Raw genomic sequence first — 19,018 nt, forward strand, 5'->3', positions numbered from 1 at the left:
TACATTGATTATACAAATCTATTTTTTAAGGGAGAGAATAATATGATTACAACAAACAATACGGACATTAAAACATATAAGCACGAACCATTTACAGATTTTACACTTGGGGAAAATAAAAGTGAATTTAGAAAAGCTTTGGAAGTTGTACAATCAGAGTTAGGAAAAAATTATCCACTTGTCATAGGAGAAGAATTCATTACAACAAATGAACAAATTGTATCGATAAATCCAGCAAAAAAGGAAGAAGTAATCGGTCGAGTTTCTAAAGCCAATAAAGAATTAGCTGAGAAAGCAATGCAAGCAGCATTGTCTACATTCACGACATGGAAAAAAGAAAAACCAGAAGAACGAGCTAACATTTTATTTCGTGCTGCGGATATCATTCGTCGTCGCAAACATGAATTTTCAGGCTATCTTGTTAAAGAAGCTGGAAAGCCATGGAAAGAGGCTGATGCAGATACGGCAGAAGCAATTGATTTCCTTGAATTCTATGCCCGTCAAATGATGCAATTAAAAGACGGAGTACCTGTAAAAAGTCGAGAGGGAGAGGCAAACAAGTTCAATTATATTCCACTTGGTGTAGGTGTCATTATTTCTCCATTCAACTTTCCATTAGCTATTATGGCCGGAACTGCAGCTGCAGCGATTGTTGCTGGAAACACGATTCTTCTGAAACCATCAAATAACACACCAGTGATTGCAGCGAAATTCGTTGAAGTTATGAAAGAAGCAGGTCTTCCTCATGGTGTACTTAACTATGTCCCAGGAGGCGGTGCGGAAATAGGCGATTATCTAGTTGATCACCCTAAAACTCGCTTTGTTTCCTTCACGGGTTCCCGTGAAGTAGGCTGCCGCATTTATGAACGCGCGGCAAAAGTGCATCCGGGTCAAATTTGGTTAAAGCGTGTGATTGCCGAAATGGGCGGAAAAGATACTGTAGTCGTAGATAAAGACGCGGATTTGGATGTAGCTGCCTCCTCGATTGTTTACTCTGCTTTTGGATTCTCGGGACAAAAGTGTTCGGCTAGTTCACGTGCAGTGGTACATCAGGATGTTTATGATGAAGTCCTTGAAAAAGCAGTGGCATTAACCCAGACTTTAATGATTGGCTGCCCTGAAGATGTAAATACCTATATGGGACCCGTTATCAGCCAGGCTTCTTACGATAAAATCATGAAATATATTGAAATAGGTAAGGAAGAAGGCAAGTTGATGACTGGTGGAGAAGGGGACGACTCCAAAGGGTACCTTATTGAACCGACCATCTTTGCGGATATTGATGAAAATGCACGTCTGATGCAGGAAGAAATTTTTGGACCTGTTGTAGCCTTTTGTAAAGCGCGCGATTTCGATCATATGATGGAAATAGCGAACAATACAGACTACGGCTTAACGGGTGCGTTACTTTCTAACACTCCTGTTCATATTGAACGAGCAAAAGAAGAATTCCACGTAGGTAATCTATACTTTAATCGCGGTTGTACAGGAGCAATCGTTGGGTATCATCCGTTTGGTGGGTTCAACATGTCTGGAACGGATTCGAAGGCAGGTGGACCTGATTATTTGATTCTACACATGCAAGCGAAAACAACTAGCGAAACACTTTAATAAGAGCTGGGGCAATTAAAAAGGTTGCCCCATTTAATATAACGAGGACATGCATTTTAGGGGGATATATTCATGCTGGCAGATGTTTCAAAAAATATTTTTCTTCACGCTTCCAACAACAAAGCGTTAAATAAAGCTGCGAAAAAATGGGGCCTTCGATTTGGGGCTTCCCAAGTTGTGGCAGGAGATACTATCAAAAGTGCGATTAAGAAAGTTCAAGAATTAAATGAAAAAGGCTTGGTTTGTACACTGGATCATTTAGGGGAATTTGTTTCAAGTAGAATAGAGGCGATAGAGGCAACGGAATATAACGTAAGAACGTTGGAAGCAATGGGAAGTGCAGGAGTAAATAGTAATCTATCTGTAAAAATGACCCAACTTGGTTTGGACATTGATCGGAATTTTTGTGTTCAAAATATGTGTCTAATTCTTGAGACAGCCAAGAAATACAATAATTTTGTCAGAATCGATATGGAAGATCATGCACATTGCCAAATCACGTTAGATATCCTGAGAGAATTACGCGAAACATATGATAATGTAGGAACAGTAATTCAATCCTATTTATATCGAGCGGAGCAGGACGTAAAAGAATTAAAAGGAATTCCCCTTCGTTTAGTTAAAGGAGCTTATCAAGAATCTCCTTCTGTGGCTTACCAAGAGAAAGAAGAAGTGGATAAAAATTATATGAGAATCATTGAAGAGCATTTGCTGAGTGGTAGCTATACGGCGATTGCTTCCCATGATCATCGTATCATTGCCAGTGTAAAAGAGTTTGTTCAAAAACACAATATTCCACGTAACCAATTTGAGTTTCAGATGTTATATGGATTTAGAACAGACATGCAATTAAGTTTAGCTAAAGAAGGATATACAATGCGTGTGTATATTCCTTTTGGTAACGACTGGTTTGGTTATTTTATGCGTCGCTTGGCAGAAAGACCACAAAATATTGCATTTGCCCTTAAAGGATTCTTTTCTAAATAATTGATGAGTTTATTAAAATGGGTGAAGATATCATAGAAAGTTAATTTACTTGTAGAATTCGTAACTGGGAAACTAAACAGATAGGCACAACCACTCTTTCTAAAATAGAAAAATATAAGCATAAATCTTCTCTCTTTCTCCGATTTAGCATGCATAAGGAAGATTTACGTTGTTGATAATTAAGTCGAATTCATTGATGATGGTTCAGTTTCAACTAGAACCGGAAGTCAAAGAAAGCGCCCAGTGAAGATATAATATGACCCCGTCCTCCCTTGAGGTGAATTCACCAGTATGAAAAGACTTGAGCAGGTGGTGAATGATATTGTAAAGCAAGCTGCGCATTCTTGGAACACTAGGCTACGTACGCCGATAGTGTTTTAAGGATAAAAAGCTCAAAATTGTATCATAATATAACCATATACTAAAAGTTTACATAGGTGATGATTTCAGCTCCCATGTTTTAGGAGGACGGGTTTATAGAAGCAAAATATTGCAGAGAATCAAGGGTGATAAGAACGAGTCGTATATTTCCAAATGATGTGAACAATCATAATACATTATTTGGCGGCAGATTAATGAGTGATGTCGATCAAGTAGCATCGATTTCGGCAGCACGTCATAGTCGAAGTGAATGTGTAACCGCTTCAACAGATTCAGTTGACTTTTTACATCCCATTCGTACAACAGATTCAGTGTGTTTTATATCTTATGTGGCATGGACCGGCACCTCTTCAATGGAGGTTTTTGTGAAAATTATTGCTGAAGATTTAAAAAGCAGTGTTCGTAGAATCGCAGCGACTGCTCTATTAACATTTGTTGCACTTGATGAACATAAACGTCCAACACGTGTTCCAAAGGTTATTCCGGAGACAGAAGAAGAAAAAAAATTACATGAAACGGCATTAGATCGAGCAAGTATGCGGCAGCAGAGAAAACAAAAAAGCAAAGATGTGGCTACGTTTTTAAGTGTAGATTATCCTTAACTTTCATAAAAAAGCTTTGAACCTACGAGGTGCAAAGAAGGTAAGAGGCAATCCTCATCAATATCGATCAAGTTGAAAAGCCGGAAAATAAGCAAAGTGAAGTAGTAGATTTACAAAGTTCAAAACCAGTCTTTTATCCGGCTATCGTTTCCAACATAATGATCAGTTGGGCCTACACCATTTGTATTGAAAAAACAGCTGGAATAGAGATTGAATTAAAGAGTGGACGAGCAATTATTCAAGTGTTGGGTAAAGCAGGAAGTTACCTTACAACATTTATGCAAGAAGCAGGAGCAAGAGCGATTGGAATTTCAGTTGCATATGTTGCGCTATATGACCCAAAAGGGTTTGATATAGATTATTTGCTTGACTGCAGTGATAGTTTTAGCACAGTAAATAATTTGCTACAAACGTAATAACCGATGAAGGATGACTTGGAAAAGAATGTTGGGTTATTCTAATCAAATCACAAGTATGAATGCAGCATGCATTCATGCTTCCATTGTTGTCGAAGTTGCTAATGGACCGCCAACAATGGAAGCAACAACCATTTTAAGAAAAAGGAATGTATTTCAAGTACTGTCTTACTTGCCATTTCTGGTGGGATAATAGCTTCATAACTTTGAATGGTGCAAAACAATGTTTAGCTGCTTACATGGATCAGCGTATATGATATTTGGAATGTCTAATTTATTTCTTTAGAAAGAGAGGTTTTTAAGGTGAAAAGAGTTATAGAAACTGTCTATAGTCCTTGTTGTGGAAAAGTTGAAAACATATTTGTTAGTCAAGGTTCTTATGTATATGAATGGGAAAAACTAATGGTAGTTCATACAACGGACAATAAAAAAGTAGAAATTGAGACGGGTGTAAGTGGTCATATTGTTTCAATTGAAGTAACAAAAAATCAAGATGTAAGTAATGAAACAGTGTTAATTCAGTTACAGGATGATTTATTGATCACAGGAAGTGATTGATAATAAGGTGGGTATTTAAGATTAAGGATCTTGAATATGGATTTTTCTGAATTAGAGTCTTGCGATCATATATATCGAATATTAAGAACATTTTGTATATTTTAACGGAGCAAAGCGGAATAAATGTAAGAGCTTCTAATTAGTGAGTAATCCCTTTTTTTATAATGAAGAAAGCTTATTTAATAAATTTGCTGAGTCCATTCATTTTTTTCATTCATAAGAGTACTAGTTATTGCACATATGTTTAAGGAGCTCTACGATATGGTAGAGTTTTTTTATTATAGAAATCCTTCATTCTGGTGCAAAAACGACTCGCTAGAAACATAAAGCGATTTTTGCAATAAAGCTAATTTTTGTTTTGTTTGCCTTTTTAGGAACATGATTCTTGAAATTGGGAAAGCCAATGCCAGCAGCAAATACACCCATAGACTACTATATTGTAGGGTATGTGTGTATTTTTTTATTGAAGGATATATAAAAATAAATACATAGTTCTATAGACAATTTTGAAGAATTCGCTGAATCCTCGACTAACTCCTAGTGTTATCAATGGTGTTTGTTCGGTGACCCGTTCGATACGCGGAACCATAAATTTACAGGTGGTTCTGGTTAGCCAAAAGGTTTGGAGGGAGGATTCTATGTGAAATCTACTATCTTTTCTGATGTGACGAACGAATGAAAATCGAACAAAAAGAAATCTTTCGACCATCCTTCGTGATGAATGAAACTAATTTAATAAATTTTTATTAATTGCACAACTATAATAAAATTGCCATTCGTACAGGCAGTCTAAGTAAGGTTGAGAAGCGATCAACCATAGTAAATATATCCCAAAAATGACCTCGATAGAATATTTAAATAAAACAATCAACCAAAAACATCATCAAATAAAATACTGTCTTTCTGCAATACCATGAAAACTTAGTTAGTGGAATATTATTAAATATTTTCCTTTACAGAGGAGATACTACCAAGAGACAAAGGTTGGAAAGGAAGACAGTATGGATCATATACAAATGGCCCGTGCGATGTTCGGGACGAATATGGCTGTACATATCATATTTGCAACGATAGGCGTCGGTTTGCCGATGATGATGTTGGCAGCGGAATTGATGTATCAAAGGACAAAGGATTTACAGTATGTTGTCATGGCCAAACGCTGGACCAAAACATTAGGGGTCTTGCTTGGGGTCGGGATTCCGACTGGTACGATTGCGGGTGTGCAACTGTCACTATTATGGCCAGGGTTCATGGAAGTGATTGGGCGTGTCATGGCGCTTCCATTCCAAATTGAGATTTATGCATTCATGGTTGAAGCGCTATTCATGTCAATCTACGTGTATGCTGCTGAAAAAATAAAGCCTTGGGCCCGTATCGTGAGTTTATTCTTTGTTGCATTCGGCGCAATGGCTTCGGCGGTTTTGATTTCTAATGTCCATGCTTTTGAAGGGACACCGGCTGGATTCCGGTTTGAAAATGGGGAAATCGTCGATGTCGATCCTTGGGCGGCATTTTTCAACCCAAGTTTCTTGGTGACGGCAGGTCATACGGCCCTGACTGCTTATACGACAGGTGCTTTTGTCGTAGCGGCCGTTGCAGCTTATAAGATGCTGAAAAATAAATATGGCACTGCTGAATTTAATTTTCACCAAAAAGCACTGAGGCTCAGTATTGTATTGGGTTTGGTTTTTTCTTTTTTGTCGGCATTGAACGGTCATGAGACTACACAGCATTTATATAGGGAGCAGCCGGAAAAACTGGCGGCGGCTGAAGGGTTGTTTGAAACAAAGGACCATGCCGGACTTACCTTGTTTGGTTATACCGATAGGGAAGCACAGGAAGTGAAGTATGGGATTGAATTCCCATGGTTATTAAGCTTTCTATCCGGCAATAGCTTTGATACGGTCGTGACCGGCTTGAACGATTTTCCAGAAGAATATTGGCCGCCGCTTTATGTCCATATCTTATTCAACGCCATGGTCATCATCGGCTCCGGCTTAATCGCCTTAGCACTGTTTGCATTGGTATGGAATAAATGGTTGAAAAAGGAGACTTATCCGAAATGGGTTCTCTGGCTGTTTGTTGCTGCAGGCCCGCTTTCGGTGATTTCGATTGAATGCGGTTGGATTTTTGCTTGTACAGGCAGACAGCCATGGACGATATACAGGATGCTGACTACGGAGGATTCAGTCACTTCGTACGAAAACCTTGGATTTTTATTCACGATGTTCATTATTGTATATATCATTTTATGCGTTTCTGTCGTATTTACACTTTTGTATTATTTCAAACGTCATTCGGTAATGGATGATATATATAAGGCTGAACAGAAAGATGTAAGGCACTTCGATTCGAATTCATAAAAGGGGGGAAGGCGGTTGAGTGATGCTCTTCTTGCGATAACATTGGTCTGGGGCTTTATTTTTCTTTATGCCATCATGGCCTCCATGGACTTTGGCGCTGGCTTCTGGGCGATGACTTACATTAAAAAGGAAGAAACGAATGCTACGAAGATTGCAAATAGCTATTTATCACCGACTTGGGAAGTGACCAATACATTTGTGGTTGGTCTTGTCATTGCGATTTACAGTTTGTTTCCAGGTGCGGTTTTCCCGATTGGAGTAGCCTTGATCGTTCCTGCGAGCCTGATATTGGTCCTGTTATGTATTAGGAGCGCTTTCTTGGTTTTTTCGCATAGCGTGGACAAATATGAAAAAGCGTTAACATATATCTCAGGATTGACGGGATTGATCATACCCGGGCTATTAATCAGTGTCTTGCCCATCACCCACCTTGGATTTGTCGAAGGCCTGAGAGGAAATGAAGAATTGAATCTATCTAAACTTTTCACGAGTCCGAATGAGTATGCATTTGTGGGGTTTGGAATCATGAGTACGCTTTTTTTATCATCTTTGCTACTGTCTGATTACTCAAAACAGGCTGATGAAATGAAAGCATACAAAATATATCGCAGGGATGCGATGATAACGGGACCGCTAATGGTGGTCATGGCTCTGTTGGTTATGCTCACGTTAAAAAACGAAGCGAATTGGATTTACCAAGGAATGATGAAAAACTCGGCATTGTTATTCGTCTCGCTAGTTTTTTTCATCATTAGCGGGATAGCACTGTACTTACCCTATTTTTCTAAGCAGGAGGTTAAAGGAATGCCTCGGGTCGCTGTAATAGCGATCATCATTCAGTATTTAATCGGCAGTTATGTTTATGGAATCGCACATTTACCTTATATCATATATCCAAATGTCACGATTCTTTCAGGATTTACCGATCCAACTTCTTTCCGGGCCGTTTTTGCCACGTATATCGTGGGCTTTGCGATATTAGTGCCAGGGTTCTATTATTTCTGGTCCATCTTCATGAAAGATCAGCGTCGAAAGTTCAAACGGCGGCAAATGTCAAATTAGTTCATCTTGGAAAAGAGAGGTTATCACTATGAAAAAGTTAGATCTGCTAAAATATGCGGTTTTAGTCATCTCACTCTTTTTGAGCTATCAAGCGGTTGAAGCGCATGATAAAAATTTTCAGGTCGATGGCACTTATATTTCAACAAAAAGAGATGTAACAGGTGACCAGAAAATAGACATCATCCAAGTTCAGGGGCTGCCATATGAGGAAGGAAGCAAGTTTCTGAAGAAAATCGAATTAAGTGTGGAAAGCAATCGCCGTACAATCTCCGTCCCGCTTAAAGCTGGATATAATCCAGATCTCAAGGTTGCAGACTTAAATAATGATGGGGTCCAGGATGTATTGGTCACGGTTTTGATGGAAGGTAGAGAGCGGTTGATAACCAGTTACGCCTATACGTTCAAGGATGGAAAAGTGAAGGAACTGGAAATCCCTCCATCCGTTCCCGTAATGGCCCAATTTCTTGACGGATACAAAGCGGAAATCATTATTGAAGGTCAAAAGCCTGTGGTGATAGATGTCAGTTCCAGAAAACAAGCTTATGATGAAATGGGCATTTATCTAAATGGAAAGCTAAATGAACCGACAGAGCTTTTGGTTGATCCATATTCTTCACTGGACTTAAAGAACGTTTTTGGAAAAGGGAAAGCGCTTGTTGGAGTCCAAAATGTAAAAGGTTCCGATGAACGTGATTCGATAATGGAAATCAAATCAGTATGGAGGTATAACAATGGATGGCAGCTTGTAAAAGCACAAGTTAAACCGGTCAAGGGAAAAAAGTGAATGGAAATAAGGGTTAGTATCGAATGTGTCATATTCAAGCATAAAGTAGGTTGACAGCTCTTGGTATTAAGGGCTGTTTTTTGTTTATAATTAAAAATTGACAATTTTTAAATATTTGGTAAAATCTAAATAAATCCAGTTTTTACATAATAAATCTCTTTATTCTGGATGAAATGTAAGCGGATACAAGGGGGGGTGCAGTCTTACGGAGTTAAAAGAAAAAATAATTGAAACATCGTTGGCGCTCTTCGATCAGCATGGTTTTCATGGTGTCTCCGTTAACGAAATCGTTAAGGCATGCGGAACTAGCAAGGGGGGGTTTTATCACCATTTCTCTTCCAAAGATGAACTCCTATTTGTCATTCATGATTACTTTATTTCATATGTTTTAATAAAAGCACAGGAAGCCATTTCAGAAAGTACCCATCCAACAGAAAAAATGCAAAAGATCATTCAATCATTCGTTAAAGTTTTTGACCTCTATAAACCACATATCTCAGTTTTCTATCAAGAAAGCATTTATTTAAAACCACCTTATGTTGAAGCAATCAAAAAAAAGCGTCAAATGTATAAAGAAATCATTTTTTCCGTCATCAAAGAAGGCATTGACAAGGGAGTATTCCGCAGCGAATTGCCAGTGGAAATTACCGGAATGTCAATTCTTGGCATGGTGAACTGGTCCTACAAATGGTACAAAAGGGACGGTGGAAAAACGATTGATGAAATCGGTGATATTTACGTTGATTTAATTCTGAATGCCCTATTGACAGAGAAACAAAAAGATACGGAAATCACCCAGCCATTTTTACTGAAGAACAAAGTTGTTGCGGATTAAACAATTAACTTGATTTGTACAGACCAACTAGTCGGTCTCAATTGAAAGGGGAATGAAAATATGGATTTTTCACTTACAAAAGAACAGCAGATGATTAAGGAAATGGTTAAGGAATTTGCCGAAAAGGAAATTAAACCCATAGCGATAGAGTTGGATGCAAAGTCCATGTTTGCGGAGGATGCATTCAAAAAAATGGGGAAACTCGGGTTGCTTGGAATTCCATTTCCTGAAGAATATGGCGGTTCGGGCGGAGATACGATTTCATATGCCATTGCAGTTGAAGAGGTTGGCAAGGCGTGCGGGGGAACCGGCTTAAGTTATGCTGCAGCCGTTTCGCTCGGAGCAAGTCCAATTTACTATTTTGGAACCGAAGAACAGAAGCAAAAATATCTGGTTCCAATCACGACCGGAGAAACTCTGGCAGCTTTCGGGTTGACAGAGCCTAATGCGGGTTCCGATGCTGGCGGCACTAGAACCACTGCCGTGTTGGAAGGTGATGAGTATGTGATCAATGGTGAGAAAACTTGGATTACAAATGCCAGCTATTCAAGAACCGTAACCGTCACTGCTGTATCGGGCAAAGATTCCAAGGGCAAGAATATCATCTCGGCATTCATCGTGCCAACCGATACCCAAGGGCTTACGATTAATAGCAATTATGAAAAAATGGGAGTTAGGGCTTCCAATACTTGTGAAATCATTCTGGATAACGTCCGGGTACCAAAGGAAAATATATTGGGAGATCCAGACAAAGGGTTCAAACAATTCTTATTCACACTGGATGGGGGAAGGATTTCCATTGCGGCTTTGGCCGTCGGTATCGCTCAGGCTGCCTTTGATAAAGCTTTAGCTTTTTCAAAAGAGCGCATTCAATTCGGTAAATCGATATCGAATTTCCAGGCCATTCAATTCAAGCTGGCAGACATGGCGATGGAAATTGAATTGGCGAGGAATATGGTATATAAGGCTGCATGGTTAAAAGACAATAAAAAACCTTTTGCGAAGGAAGCGGCATACGCCAAGCTTTTTGCAAGTGAAACCGCTTTCCGGGCCAGCAATCAAGCGATTCAAATACATGGCGGATCTGGTTACATGCGCGAATATGAAGTGGAGCGCTATTTAAGAGATGCTAAGTTATTGGAGATTGGTGAAGGCACATCCGAAATTCAAAGACTCGTTATCGCCAGACAATTAGGCTGTTAATCTTTATGGAACGTAAAATGAACGATGATGCTTTGGTTCATTTTGGTGAAAAGCAGATGTTATCTATACAGCAAAACGCGTCCATTCTTACTTTTATTTGATTAGGAGGAGTTTGATGTCTGATTTGCTAGATATTACGATCGGGAAATTGCTTGAAAGGACAGCTGAACAATATGGTGATAATGAAGCGGTTGTGTACCATGAACTGGGCCTCCGCCATTCCTATCGCGAATTTGAAAAGATTTGCCGAAAGGCGGCCAGGGGGTTCATGTCACTCGATATAAGAAAAGGGGAACATATCGCCATTTGGGCGTCCAATAAACCGGAATGGCTTATATCCCAATTTTCCACCGCGAAAATGGGCGGGGTGCTGGTTACGGTCAACACTAATTACCGCACAAGTGAATTGGAATACTTGCTCAAGCAATCCGATGCGACGACGATCATCCTGATGGAACAATATAAGGATCATTCATATATAGATACGCTGTACGAAATCGTTCCTGAATTGAAAAATGCAGGACCAGGAAAATTACAATCTGAGAAACTGCCAAAATTGAAAAATATCATCGTTTTAGGTAAAACGCGTTATCCCGGAACGTTTTCGTGGGATGATGTCATTAGCGGGAGCGAGTCCATTTCGGAGGAGTCACTGGACATGAGGATGGAGGAATTGGCTCCAGATGATGTGATTAATATGCAATATACATCAGGGACGACAGGATTTCCAAAAGGAGTGATGCTGACGCATTCTAACTTGGTCAACAACGGATTGAATGTCGCGGAATGCATGAAACTTACCGAAGTTGACCGGCTTTGCATCCCGGTTCCGTTTTTTCATTGTTTCGGCTGTTCCCTTGGTACGATGGCATCTGTTTCTGTAGGGGCAGCAATGGTGCCGATTGTGGAATTTAATCCACGCGTCGTCCTTCAGACCGTTGAAGCCGAAAAATGTACGGCACTTCATGGTGTTCCGACGATGTTCATCGCTCAACTTAATCTCGATGATTTTGACCAGTATGATTTACGTTCGTTGCGGACTGGAATCATGGCAGGCTCCACATGTCCGATCGAGGTCATGAAAAGCGTGGTGAATAAGATGGGAATCTCGGAAATCACGATTACTTATGGTCAAACGGAATCGTCTCCAGGAATTACGATGACAAGAACGGACGATCCGATCGAACTTCGTGTTTCCTCAGTGGGAAGGGCTTTGCCGAAAGTGGAAGTGAAAATTGTCGATCCGGCTACAGGGGAAGAAGTCCCGCGGGGTATACAGGGTGAACTCTGTTCCAGGGGATATCATGTAATGAAAGGATATTATAATAACCCTGAAGCTACTGAGCAGGCGATTGACCGGGAAGGCTGGCTTCATACGGGAGATTTGGCAGTGATGGATGAAAGGGGTTATTGCAAGATTACAGGGCGGCTGAAAGATATGATCATTCGCGGAGGGGAAAATATTTATCCCCGGGAGATCGAAGAATTCCTCTATCAACATCCTGCAATTGTCGATGTCCAGGTACTCGGCGTTCCAGATCGGAAGTATGGGGAAGAGGTAGCGGCATGGATCATTCTGAAAGCGGGTGAAACCCTTACGGAGAAAGAATTGATAGAGTATTGCAAAGGGAAAATATCTTTTCATAAAATTCCCCGTTACATTCAATTTACCGATGCTTATCCCATGACTGCATCCGGGAAAATCCAAAAGTATAAGCTTCGGCAACAAACTCTTGATTTACTATCGGAACGCACTAAATAAGGAGGGAATCGAATGATTCGAAAAATTCTTATCGCAAACAGGGGAGAAATAGCATCACGCATTATTCGTACATGCAGGAAGTTGGGAATACTTACTGTCGCTGTCCATTCGGAAGCAGATGCGGATTCGCCATTTGTGGGATTGGCGGATGAGGCATATTTATTGGGTGGCCCGAGAGTACAGGAAAGCTATTTAAACGTCAATAAGATTTTGGAAATAGCCAAGAAAACGGGAGTGGAAGCCATTCATCCAGGATACGGATTTCTTAGTGAAAATGCAGATTTCGCCCGTTCATGCGAAGAAGCCGGCTTGATATTCATTGGTCCAAAACCAGAAATCATCCAGCAGATGGGCAATAAAGTCGAGGCCCGGAAAAAGATGGAACAAGCGGGACTTCCATTGGTGCCTGGATTTTCACGTCCGTTAATTGATAGTGCAGAAGCGGCAGCCGTTGCCGAAAAGATCGGCTATCCAGTCATGTTAAAAGCAGCAGCAGGCGGCGGGGGAATCGGCATGCAGGCCGTTGCTAATGAAGATGAACTGACCAAGGCCTTCGAAGGGAATCAAAAACGTGCCCAATTGTTTTTTGGCAATGGAGATATGTTCATAGAAAAATTGATAGAGAAGCCTCGGCATATCGAAATTCAGGTATTGGCGGATTCCTTTGGGAATGCTGTTTACTTATGGGAAAGGGAATGCTCCGTTCAAAGGCGCCACCAGAAGGTCGTGGAAGAGGCTCCCTCTTCTTTCCTTGATGAAGAAACAAGAAACAGGATGGGAATGGCTGCTGTGAAAGCGGTAAAATCCATCGGTTATAGCAATGCGGGAACTCTCGAATTTTTAGTTGATGGTGATAAAAACTTTTATTTCCTGGAAATGAATACACGTCTTCAGGTTGAGCATCCTGTCACCGAAGAAATTACGGGGCTGGATTTAGTCGAACAGCAAATTAAAATTGCATCGGGCAACAAATTGGAATTCACTCAAAATGAGATTAAACAGGATGGACACTCCATTGAAGTGCGTATATACGCTGAAGACCCGAAAACGTTTTATCCAGCACCGGGGAGAATCACCAGCATGGAACTTCCGGAAGGTGAAGGAATCCGTCATGAATTGGCGGTTCATGGAACTTCCGTCGTATCCCATTTTTATGATCCGATGATCGCCAAATTGGTAGTGAGCGGCGATTCAAGGGATAAAGCGATCAAGAGATTAAGGGAAGCGCTGGCAAACTATAAAATAGAAGGAATAAAAACAAACCTTCCTTTGCTTATGGAAATAATTTCTCATGAAGCTTTTTCCCAAGGAGATACAACTACGGATTTCATTGCGAAATATATTAAAAAATTGACTGTATAACCCATATTTTAAAACAAAATGATCAGGAGGAATGTAAGATGGCAGAATTAAAGGCAAGCATGGCAGGAAGCGTTTGGAAAATCGTAGCGAATGAGGGTCAAAGTGTAACAGACGGTCAGGACATCATTATCTTGGAATCGATGAAAATGGAAATCCCCATTGCAGCCGAAGAAGCTGGCACCATCAAAGAACTTAAAGTGAATGAGGGGGATTTCGTAAATGAGGGCGACATTTTGGCCGTCATTGAATAAAAGGACGGAGGGGTAAGATGAATTGGCCTGAAAAAGTGACAATTAAGGAAGTGGGTCCGCGTGACGGGCTGCAAAATGAAAAGGTCATGATACCTGCACAAAGCAAAATGGATTGGATCGATCAGCTCTCTGATACGGGATTATCTTATATAGAAGTGACTTCTTTTGTCCATCCAAAGTGGATTCCCCAATTAAGTGATGCCGCCCTTGTGGCTAAGGGAATAAAGCGCAAACCCGGTATCACTTATGCGGCCCTTGTACCCAATCAAAGGGGACTGGAGTCGGCTCTTGAAGCAAATATCGATGAAATTTCCGTGTTCATGTCATCCAGTGAAACGCATAATCTTAAAAATATTAATAAATCGATCTCCGATACCTTTCCAATAATGAAGGATGTCATCGGGACAGCAGCAAATAGCGGGAAAACGGTCAGGGGCTATATTTCAACCGTTTTCGGCTGTCCTTATGAAGGGGAGATTTCGTCCGAACAGGTTTTCCGTGTTTGTGATCAACTGTTTGAGTATGGAATCGATGAGGTCTCATTGGGTGATACCATTGGGGTCGCATCTCCAAGACAAGTTGCCTTGTTCCTTGAACAGGCAGTAAAAAGATATGATACAAGCCGGATTGCCCTCCATTTTCATGATACAAGGGGTATGGCACTCGCAAATGTCCTTGAATCACTGAATTATGGTGTTGACACATTCGACTCTTCGCTCGGAGGTTTAGGAGGATGCCCGTATGCACCAGGTGCGAGCGGAAATGTGGCAACGGATGACCTGATCCATATGCTACATAAAATGGGAATTAAAACGGGAATCAATCCAGAAAAACTAATGAAGGCTGCGGCCATGATGCAAAGCTTTTTGGAGAAACCATTGCCTAGCCATCAGATGGCTGTTTATAACGCACAATAAGAGAAATTGAGGTGAATGTATGACTTCATTAGTTGAGATCAGTCATGAAGAAAAGGGAATTGCCCTCGTGACTTTGAACCGGCCGGATGCTGCTAATGCTTTATCCACAGAATTGCTTCATTGCTTAGTCGAAGGGCTGTATGAATTGAAAAAAGATTCCAATTTACGAACGGTCATTATAACGGGAGCAGGTGATAAGGCGTTTTGTGCAGGTGCAGACCTTAAGGAACGAGCAGGTATGAATGATGATAAAGTCAGGGAGACAGTCAAGTTGATTGGAGACACGATTACGGCTGTCGAAAATCTTCCAGTGCCAGTCATTGCCGCGATTAACGGTTCGGCTTTTGGCGGTGGGCTGGAGTTGGCACTCGCTTGTGACATACGTATCGCATCGGAAACGGCTAAGGTTGGACTGACAGAAACGTCATTAGGCATCATCCCAGGCGCCGGCGGTACACAAAGACTGCCGCGGATAGTCGGAATGCCGACAGCGAAAGAACTGATTTATACGGCAAGGAGATTGGATGCAAAAACGGCACATGCCTTGAAAATCATCAGTCATGTATATTCACCCCAGCATTTACTTGAGGAAGCGAAAAAATTGGCTGGGGAAATTGCGGTCAATGCCCCATTAGCACTCAGGGCTGCAAAAGCGGCGATCAATCAAGGGGCTGAGACTAATTTGAAAACAGGATTGCAAATTGAAAAAGACTGCTATCAGACAACTTTAAAAACCCGTGACCGACTGGAGGGTCTGTCAGCATTCAAGGAAAAACGCAAACCGGTTTTTAAGGGCCAATGATTTCAATTGAAGGAGGAACAGGGATGGTAACGACGGATAAACTAACCGAAACGGTTGAAACGATTAAAAAAGGCGGTTTAGAAAAATATCATCAAAAAAACGCTGAAAAAGGAAAGCTTTTCGTGCGTGAACGGCTAGAGCTGCTTTTCGATGAAGGGGTTGAAATAGAGGACGCTTTCTTTGCTAATTGTGCCAGTGATGGATTACCTGCTGATGGTGTAGTTACAGGCATCGGGAAAATCAATGGTCAGAGGGTCTGTGTCATGGCCAATGATTCGACTGTAAAAGCTGGTTCCTGGGGAGCAAGGACCGTCGAGAAAATCATTCGCATTCAGGAAACAGCTGAAAAGTTGCAGTTGCCCCTTCTTTATTTAGTCGATTCTGCCGGGGCACGAATTACGGATCAAGTAGAAATGTTTCCAGGACGCCGCGGAGCAGGACGAATCTTTTACAACCAAGTGAAGTTATCAGGAAAAGTACCGCAAATTTGTCTATTGTTCGGTCCGTCTGCCGCAGGCGGGGCATATATCCCAGCTTTTTGCGATATTGTCGTAATGGTTGATGGCAATGCATCCATGTATTTAGGTTCACCGAGAATGGCAGAAATGGTCATTGGCGAAAAGGTAACCGAAGAGGAAATGGGCGGGGCGAAAATGCATTGTTCTGTGTCAGGATGCGGGGATGTGCTTGTCAAGTCGGAGGAAGAATCCATCGCGTTTGCACGCAGATACTTAAGCTATTTTCCAGGAAATTATCAAGAAAGACCTAAAAGCATAAGACCTGAGCTGCCTGCGGATTTCGAAAAAACATTGGAGGAACTGATTCCCAAAAATCAGAATGCACCCTTCAATATGTATGACTTGATCGATAGGGTTATAGACAGGCAATCGTTTTGTGAAATCAAGAAACTATTTGCACCCGAATTAATTACTGGGCTTGCCAGGCTTAATGGACAAACGATAGGGATCATAGCGAATCAGCCGCGTGTCAAGGGCGGCGTCCTGTTCCATGATTCAGCTGATAAGGCAGCCAAGTTCATCAATTTATGTGATGCTTTCCATATACCGCTGTTGTTCCTGGTGGATATTCCAGGATTCATGATTGGGACGAAGGTCGAACAGGCAGGGATCATTCGCCATGGTGCAAAAATGATTTCGGCCATGAGTGAAGCCACCGTTCCCAAGATTTCTGTCATTGTCCGTAAGGCTTATGGTGCAGGACTATACGCGATGGCTGGTCCCGCTTTTGAACCTGACTGCGTTCTTGCCTTACCGACGGCATTGATTGCGGTCATGGGGGCAGAGGCTGCGGTCAACGCAGTCTATGCCAACAAAATAAATGCGATGGAACCAGAAGAGCGCCCAGCATTCATCGAACAGAAGCGCAATGAATATAATGAAGATATCGATATCTACCGCTTAGCCTCCGAAATGATTGTTGATGGAATCATCCAACCAAATGACCTGCGTGATGAATTAAGTGCCAGGTTTGAAGCGTATAGCAGTAAGCAATTGACATTTACCGATCGTAAACATGGAGTCTATCCCGTTTAAAGAATCAATAAACAAGCCTGGTCATCATGACCAGGCTATTTATCATGTATGAAAATAAATGATTTTTTAAATAATTAGAAAATTTTCTGATTTAGAGTTGCTAAATTACACAAGGAAGAGTACTATAATTAGTAATTAATGATTTACTAATTACTCAACCCCATACTTAGTGAAAGAAAGTGAGAGTTGCCATGGGTCAGCAGGAAAAAAAGAAATATATTACTCCAGATGGATATACAGCAGATATTGCAATCTTTACGATAACTACAAAGAAAACGGCAGAGAAAGCCCCGCCTGAAATGTTTTTGAAATTATTATTAATCAAACGTGCCACAAAAGATAAGGAAGGAAGCCCGAATGTTGAAGGAGATAAATGGGCTTTACCTGGAGGCTTTGTCAATGCTGGCGAGACTGCTTATGAAGCAGCCAAAAGAGAATTGAAAGAAGAAACGGGCGTAGCTGGATTCCATGTCAAGCATTTCGGGGTTTATGACCGGCCAGGACGTGATCCCAGGGGTTGGATCATATCCAATGCTTTTTATGCAATTGTCCAGGAAGAGTTTCTTCATCAAAGAAAAGCGAATGACGATGCAGCCGAGGTTGAATTGTTCACGATTCAGGAAGCCTTACAATTAGATCTTGCGTTCGATCATTATACAATTATAAACGATGCGATGAATTTAATGAAAAAAGAAATGGTGCAAACGACGATAGCCCAAAAATTCCTGCCGGATGAATTTACACTTTCTGAATTGCAACGGGTTTTGCTGACAGCCAGAGATGATGCAAAAATAAGCGCAGACTCACTTTTTTATGCAAAAGCCCCGAAACTCCCGTTTTTGGAGAAAGTCTTGGATGAAAAGGGAATGCAGAAGAAAACGAAACGTAATTCGTATCGGCCTTCACAGCTTTACCGATTTAATGCAGAGGTTGTCATGGACTCTATTTACTACTAAGGGGGAATCGTGCAATGGGAAAAAAGGCATTGATCAATATAGATTATACGTATGACTTCGTGGCAGACGGGGGTTCATTGACCTGCGGGAAGCCAGGCCAGGATATCGAGAAGGCTCTTGTCAGTATAACCAAGGATTTTATCGAACAAGGTGAATACACGGTATTCGCGATTGATTTACATGAAGAAGGAGACCGCTTACATCCCGAATCGAATTTGTTTCCACCACATAATATTAGCGGTACAATGGGTAGAAACCTATACGGGGCGTTAAAAGAGGAATATGAAACAAATAAAAATCAAAAGAATGTTCATTATATAGATAAAACACGTTATTCGGCCTTTGCAGGAACGGACCTTGATATCCGCCTGCGGGAACGTCACATTACCGATGTATATTTAGTCGGGGTTTGTACGGATATCTGTATTTTGCATACGGCAATCGACGCTTATAATCTAGGCTATAAAATCTTTATATATGAAAATGCAGTGGCCTCGTTCAATGATGCGGGTCACCATTGGGCGCTTGGACATTTTAAAGGATCTCTTGGAGCAACCATTCTATAACATTAACGCAACAGAATAGAAGGGAAGCGAAGGCTTCTCTTTTGGGA

At 41.1% G+C, this 19,018-nt stretch carries 19 protein-coding genes; all 19 read left to right on the forward strand.

Going from position 1 to position 19,018, the window contains the following annotated elements:
• Positions 1 to 42: 42 nt before the first annotated feature.
• The 19 genes from pruA (at position 43) to QNH43_RS12940 (ending at position 18,971) form a co-directional block, all read left to right on the forward strand.
• Positions 43 to 1,611: an L-glutamate gamma-semialdehyde dehydrogenase gene (gene pruA, locus QNH43_RS12850; protein WP_283918134.1), complete on the forward strand. Its 1,569-nt coding sequence runs from the start codon at positions 43 to 45 to the stop codon at positions 1,609 to 1,611.
• A 72-nt stretch (positions 1,612 to 1,683) separates the two neighbouring features.
• Entirely contained in the window at positions 1,684 to 2,598 is a 915-nt protein-coding gene (locus tag QNH43_RS12855; protein ID WP_076371258.1) for a proline dehydrogenase family protein, read from the forward strand.
• Positions 2,599 to 3,074: 476 nt separating this feature from the next.
• Positions 3,075 to 3,581 carry an acyl-CoA thioesterase gene (locus tag QNH43_RS12860; RefSeq protein ID WP_076371256.1) on the forward strand — a complete coding sequence of 169 codons (507 nt, stop codon included), beginning with the start codon at positions 3,075 to 3,077 and terminating at the stop codon, positions 3,579 to 3,581.
• Between the two features lie 158 nt (positions 3,582 to 3,739).
• Complete coding sequence (locus QNH43_RS12865; protein WP_283918135.1) at positions 3,740 to 3,997, forward strand: hypothetical protein; 258 nt, start codon at positions 3,740 to 3,742, stop codon at positions 3,995 to 3,997.
• Positions 3,998 to 4,025: 28 nt separating this feature from the next.
• Positions 4,026 to 4,190 carry a hypothetical protein gene (locus QNH43_RS12870; protein WP_283918136.1) on the forward strand — a complete coding sequence of 55 codons (165 nt, stop codon included), beginning with the start codon at positions 4,026 to 4,028 and terminating at the stop codon, positions 4,188 to 4,190.
• Between the two features lie 110 nt (positions 4,191 to 4,300).
• Positions 4,301 to 4,555, forward strand: a complete 255-nt coding sequence (locus QNH43_RS12875; RefSeq protein WP_076371251.1) for a biotin/lipoyl-containing protein — start codon at positions 4,301 to 4,303, stop codon at positions 4,553 to 4,555.
• Between the two features lie 1,001 nt (positions 4,556 to 5,556).
• Complete coding sequence (locus QNH43_RS12880) at positions 5,557 to 6,918, forward strand: cytochrome ubiquinol oxidase subunit I (RefSeq protein WP_283918137.1); 1,362 nt, start codon at positions 5,557 to 5,559, stop codon at positions 6,916 to 6,918.
• Between the two features lie 15 nt (positions 6,919 to 6,933).
• Positions 6,934 to 7,980, forward strand: a complete 1,047-nt coding sequence (locus QNH43_RS12885) for a cytochrome d ubiquinol oxidase subunit II (protein WP_283918138.1) — start codon at positions 6,934 to 6,936, stop codon at positions 7,978 to 7,980.
• A 28-nt stretch (positions 7,981 to 8,008) separates the two neighbouring features.
• Positions 8,009 to 8,764, forward strand: coding sequence for a YybI family spore inner coat protein (locus tag QNH43_RS12890; RefSeq protein WP_283918139.1), 756 nt, complete (start codon positions 8,009 to 8,011; stop codon positions 8,762 to 8,764).
• A 223-nt stretch (positions 8,765 to 8,987) separates the two neighbouring features.
• Positions 8,988 to 9,599, forward strand: a complete 612-nt coding sequence (locus QNH43_RS12895) for a TetR/AcrR family transcriptional regulator (protein ID WP_283918352.1) — start codon at positions 8,988 to 8,990, stop codon at positions 9,597 to 9,599.
• A gap of 60 nt (positions 9,600 to 9,659) precedes the next feature.
• Entirely contained in the window at positions 9,660 to 10,802 is a 1,143-nt protein-coding gene (locus tag QNH43_RS12900) for an acyl-CoA dehydrogenase (RefSeq protein ID WP_076371241.1), read from the forward strand.
• Positions 10,803 to 10,926: 124 nt separating this feature from the next.
• Positions 10,927 to 12,564 (forward strand): AMP-binding protein, encoded by a 1,638-nt coding sequence (locus tag QNH43_RS12905; protein WP_283918353.1) that lies wholly within the window; start codon positions 10,927 to 10,929, stop codon positions 12,562 to 12,564.
• 12 nt (positions 12,565 to 12,576) lie between these two features.
• Complete coding sequence (locus QNH43_RS12910; protein WP_283918140.1) at positions 12,577 to 13,926, forward strand: acetyl-CoA carboxylase biotin carboxylase subunit; 1,350 nt, start codon at positions 12,577 to 12,579, stop codon at positions 13,924 to 13,926.
• A 38-nt stretch (positions 13,927 to 13,964) separates the two neighbouring features.
• Positions 13,965 to 14,177, forward strand: a complete 213-nt coding sequence (locus QNH43_RS12915; RefSeq protein WP_076371237.1) for an acetyl-CoA carboxylase biotin carboxyl carrier protein subunit — start codon at positions 13,965 to 13,967, stop codon at positions 14,175 to 14,177.
• Positions 14,178 to 14,194: 17 nt separating this feature from the next.
• Positions 14,195 to 15,094: a hydroxymethylglutaryl-CoA lyase gene (locus QNH43_RS12920; protein WP_076371235.1), complete on the forward strand. Its 900-nt coding sequence runs from the start codon at positions 14,195 to 14,197 to the stop codon at positions 15,092 to 15,094.
• A gap of 19 nt (positions 15,095 to 15,113) precedes the next feature.
• Positions 15,114 to 15,896, forward strand: coding sequence for an enoyl-CoA hydratase (locus tag QNH43_RS12925; protein WP_283918141.1), 783 nt, complete (start codon positions 15,114 to 15,116; stop codon positions 15,894 to 15,896).
• A gap of 23 nt (positions 15,897 to 15,919) precedes the next feature.
• Positions 15,920 to 17,449, forward strand: coding sequence for an acyl-CoA carboxylase subunit beta (locus QNH43_RS12930; protein ID WP_283918142.1), 1,530 nt, complete (start codon positions 15,920 to 15,922; stop codon positions 17,447 to 17,449).
• A gap of 191 nt (positions 17,450 to 17,640) precedes the next feature.
• Positions 17,641 to 18,405 (forward strand): NUDIX domain-containing protein, encoded by a 765-nt coding sequence (locus QNH43_RS12935; protein ID WP_283918143.1) that lies wholly within the window; start codon positions 17,641 to 17,643, stop codon positions 18,403 to 18,405.
• A gap of 14 nt (positions 18,406 to 18,419) precedes the next feature.
• Entirely contained in the window at positions 18,420 to 18,971 is a 552-nt protein-coding gene (locus QNH43_RS12940; protein ID WP_283918144.1) for a cysteine hydrolase family protein, read from the forward strand.
• The last annotated feature ends 47 nt before the right edge of the window (positions 18,972 to 19,018 follow it).

This window comes from Peribacillus simplex (assembly GCF_030123325.1).
Lineage (GTDB): Bacteria > Bacillota > Bacilli > Bacillales > DSM-1321 > Peribacillus > Peribacillus simplex_D.

Excerpts from the sequence above, each read along its gene's own strand:
- QNH43_RS12925 (WP_283918141.1), top strand. The coding sequence starts at position 15,114 with ATGACTTCATTAGTTGAGATCAGTCATGAAGAAAAGGGAATTGCCCTC.
- QNH43_RS12940 (WP_283918144.1), top strand. The coding sequence starts at position 18,420 with ATGGGAAAAAAGGCATTGATCAATATAGATTATACGTATGACTTCGTG.
- QNH43_RS12890 (WP_283918139.1), top strand. The coding sequence starts at position 8,009 with ATGAAAAAGTTAGATCTGCTAAAATATGCGGTTTTAGTCATCTCACTC.
- QNH43_RS12855 (WP_076371258.1), top strand. The coding sequence starts at position 1,684 with ATGCTGGCAGATGTTTCAAAAAATATTTTTCTTCACGCTTCCAACAAC.
- QNH43_RS12920 (WP_076371235.1), top strand. The coding sequence starts at position 14,195 with ATGAATTGGCCTGAAAAAGTGACAATTAAGGAAGTGGGTCCGCGTGAC.
- QNH43_RS12900 (WP_076371241.1), top strand. The coding sequence starts at position 9,660 with ATGGATTTTTCACTTACAAAAGAACAGCAGATGATTAAGGAAATGGTT.
- QNH43_RS12935 (WP_283918143.1), top strand. The coding sequence starts at position 17,641 with ATGGGTCAGCAGGAAAAAAAGAAATATATTACTCCAGATGGATATACA.
- QNH43_RS12880 (WP_283918137.1), top strand. The coding sequence starts at position 5,557 with ATGGATCATATACAAATGGCCCGTGCGATGTTCGGGACGAATATGGCT.
- QNH43_RS12915 (WP_076371237.1), top strand. The coding sequence starts at position 13,965 with ATGGCAGAATTAAAGGCAAGCATGGCAGGAAGCGTTTGGAAAATCGTA.
- pruA (WP_283918134.1), top strand. The coding sequence starts at position 43 with ATGATTACAACAAACAATACGGACATTAAAACATATAAGCACGAACCA.
- QNH43_RS12930 (WP_283918142.1), top strand. The coding sequence starts at position 15,920 with ATGGTAACGACGGATAAACTAACCGAAACGGTTGAAACGATTAAAAAA.
- QNH43_RS12870 (WP_283918136.1), top strand. The coding sequence starts at position 4,026 with ATGTTGGGTTATTCTAATCAAATCACAAGTATGAATGCAGCATGCATT.
- QNH43_RS12865 (WP_283918135.1), top strand. The coding sequence starts at position 3,740 with ATGATCAGTTGGGCCTACACCATTTGTATTGAAAAAACAGCTGGAATA.
- QNH43_RS12910 (WP_283918140.1), top strand. The coding sequence starts at position 12,577 with ATGATTCGAAAAATTCTTATCGCAAACAGGGGAGAAATAGCATCACGC.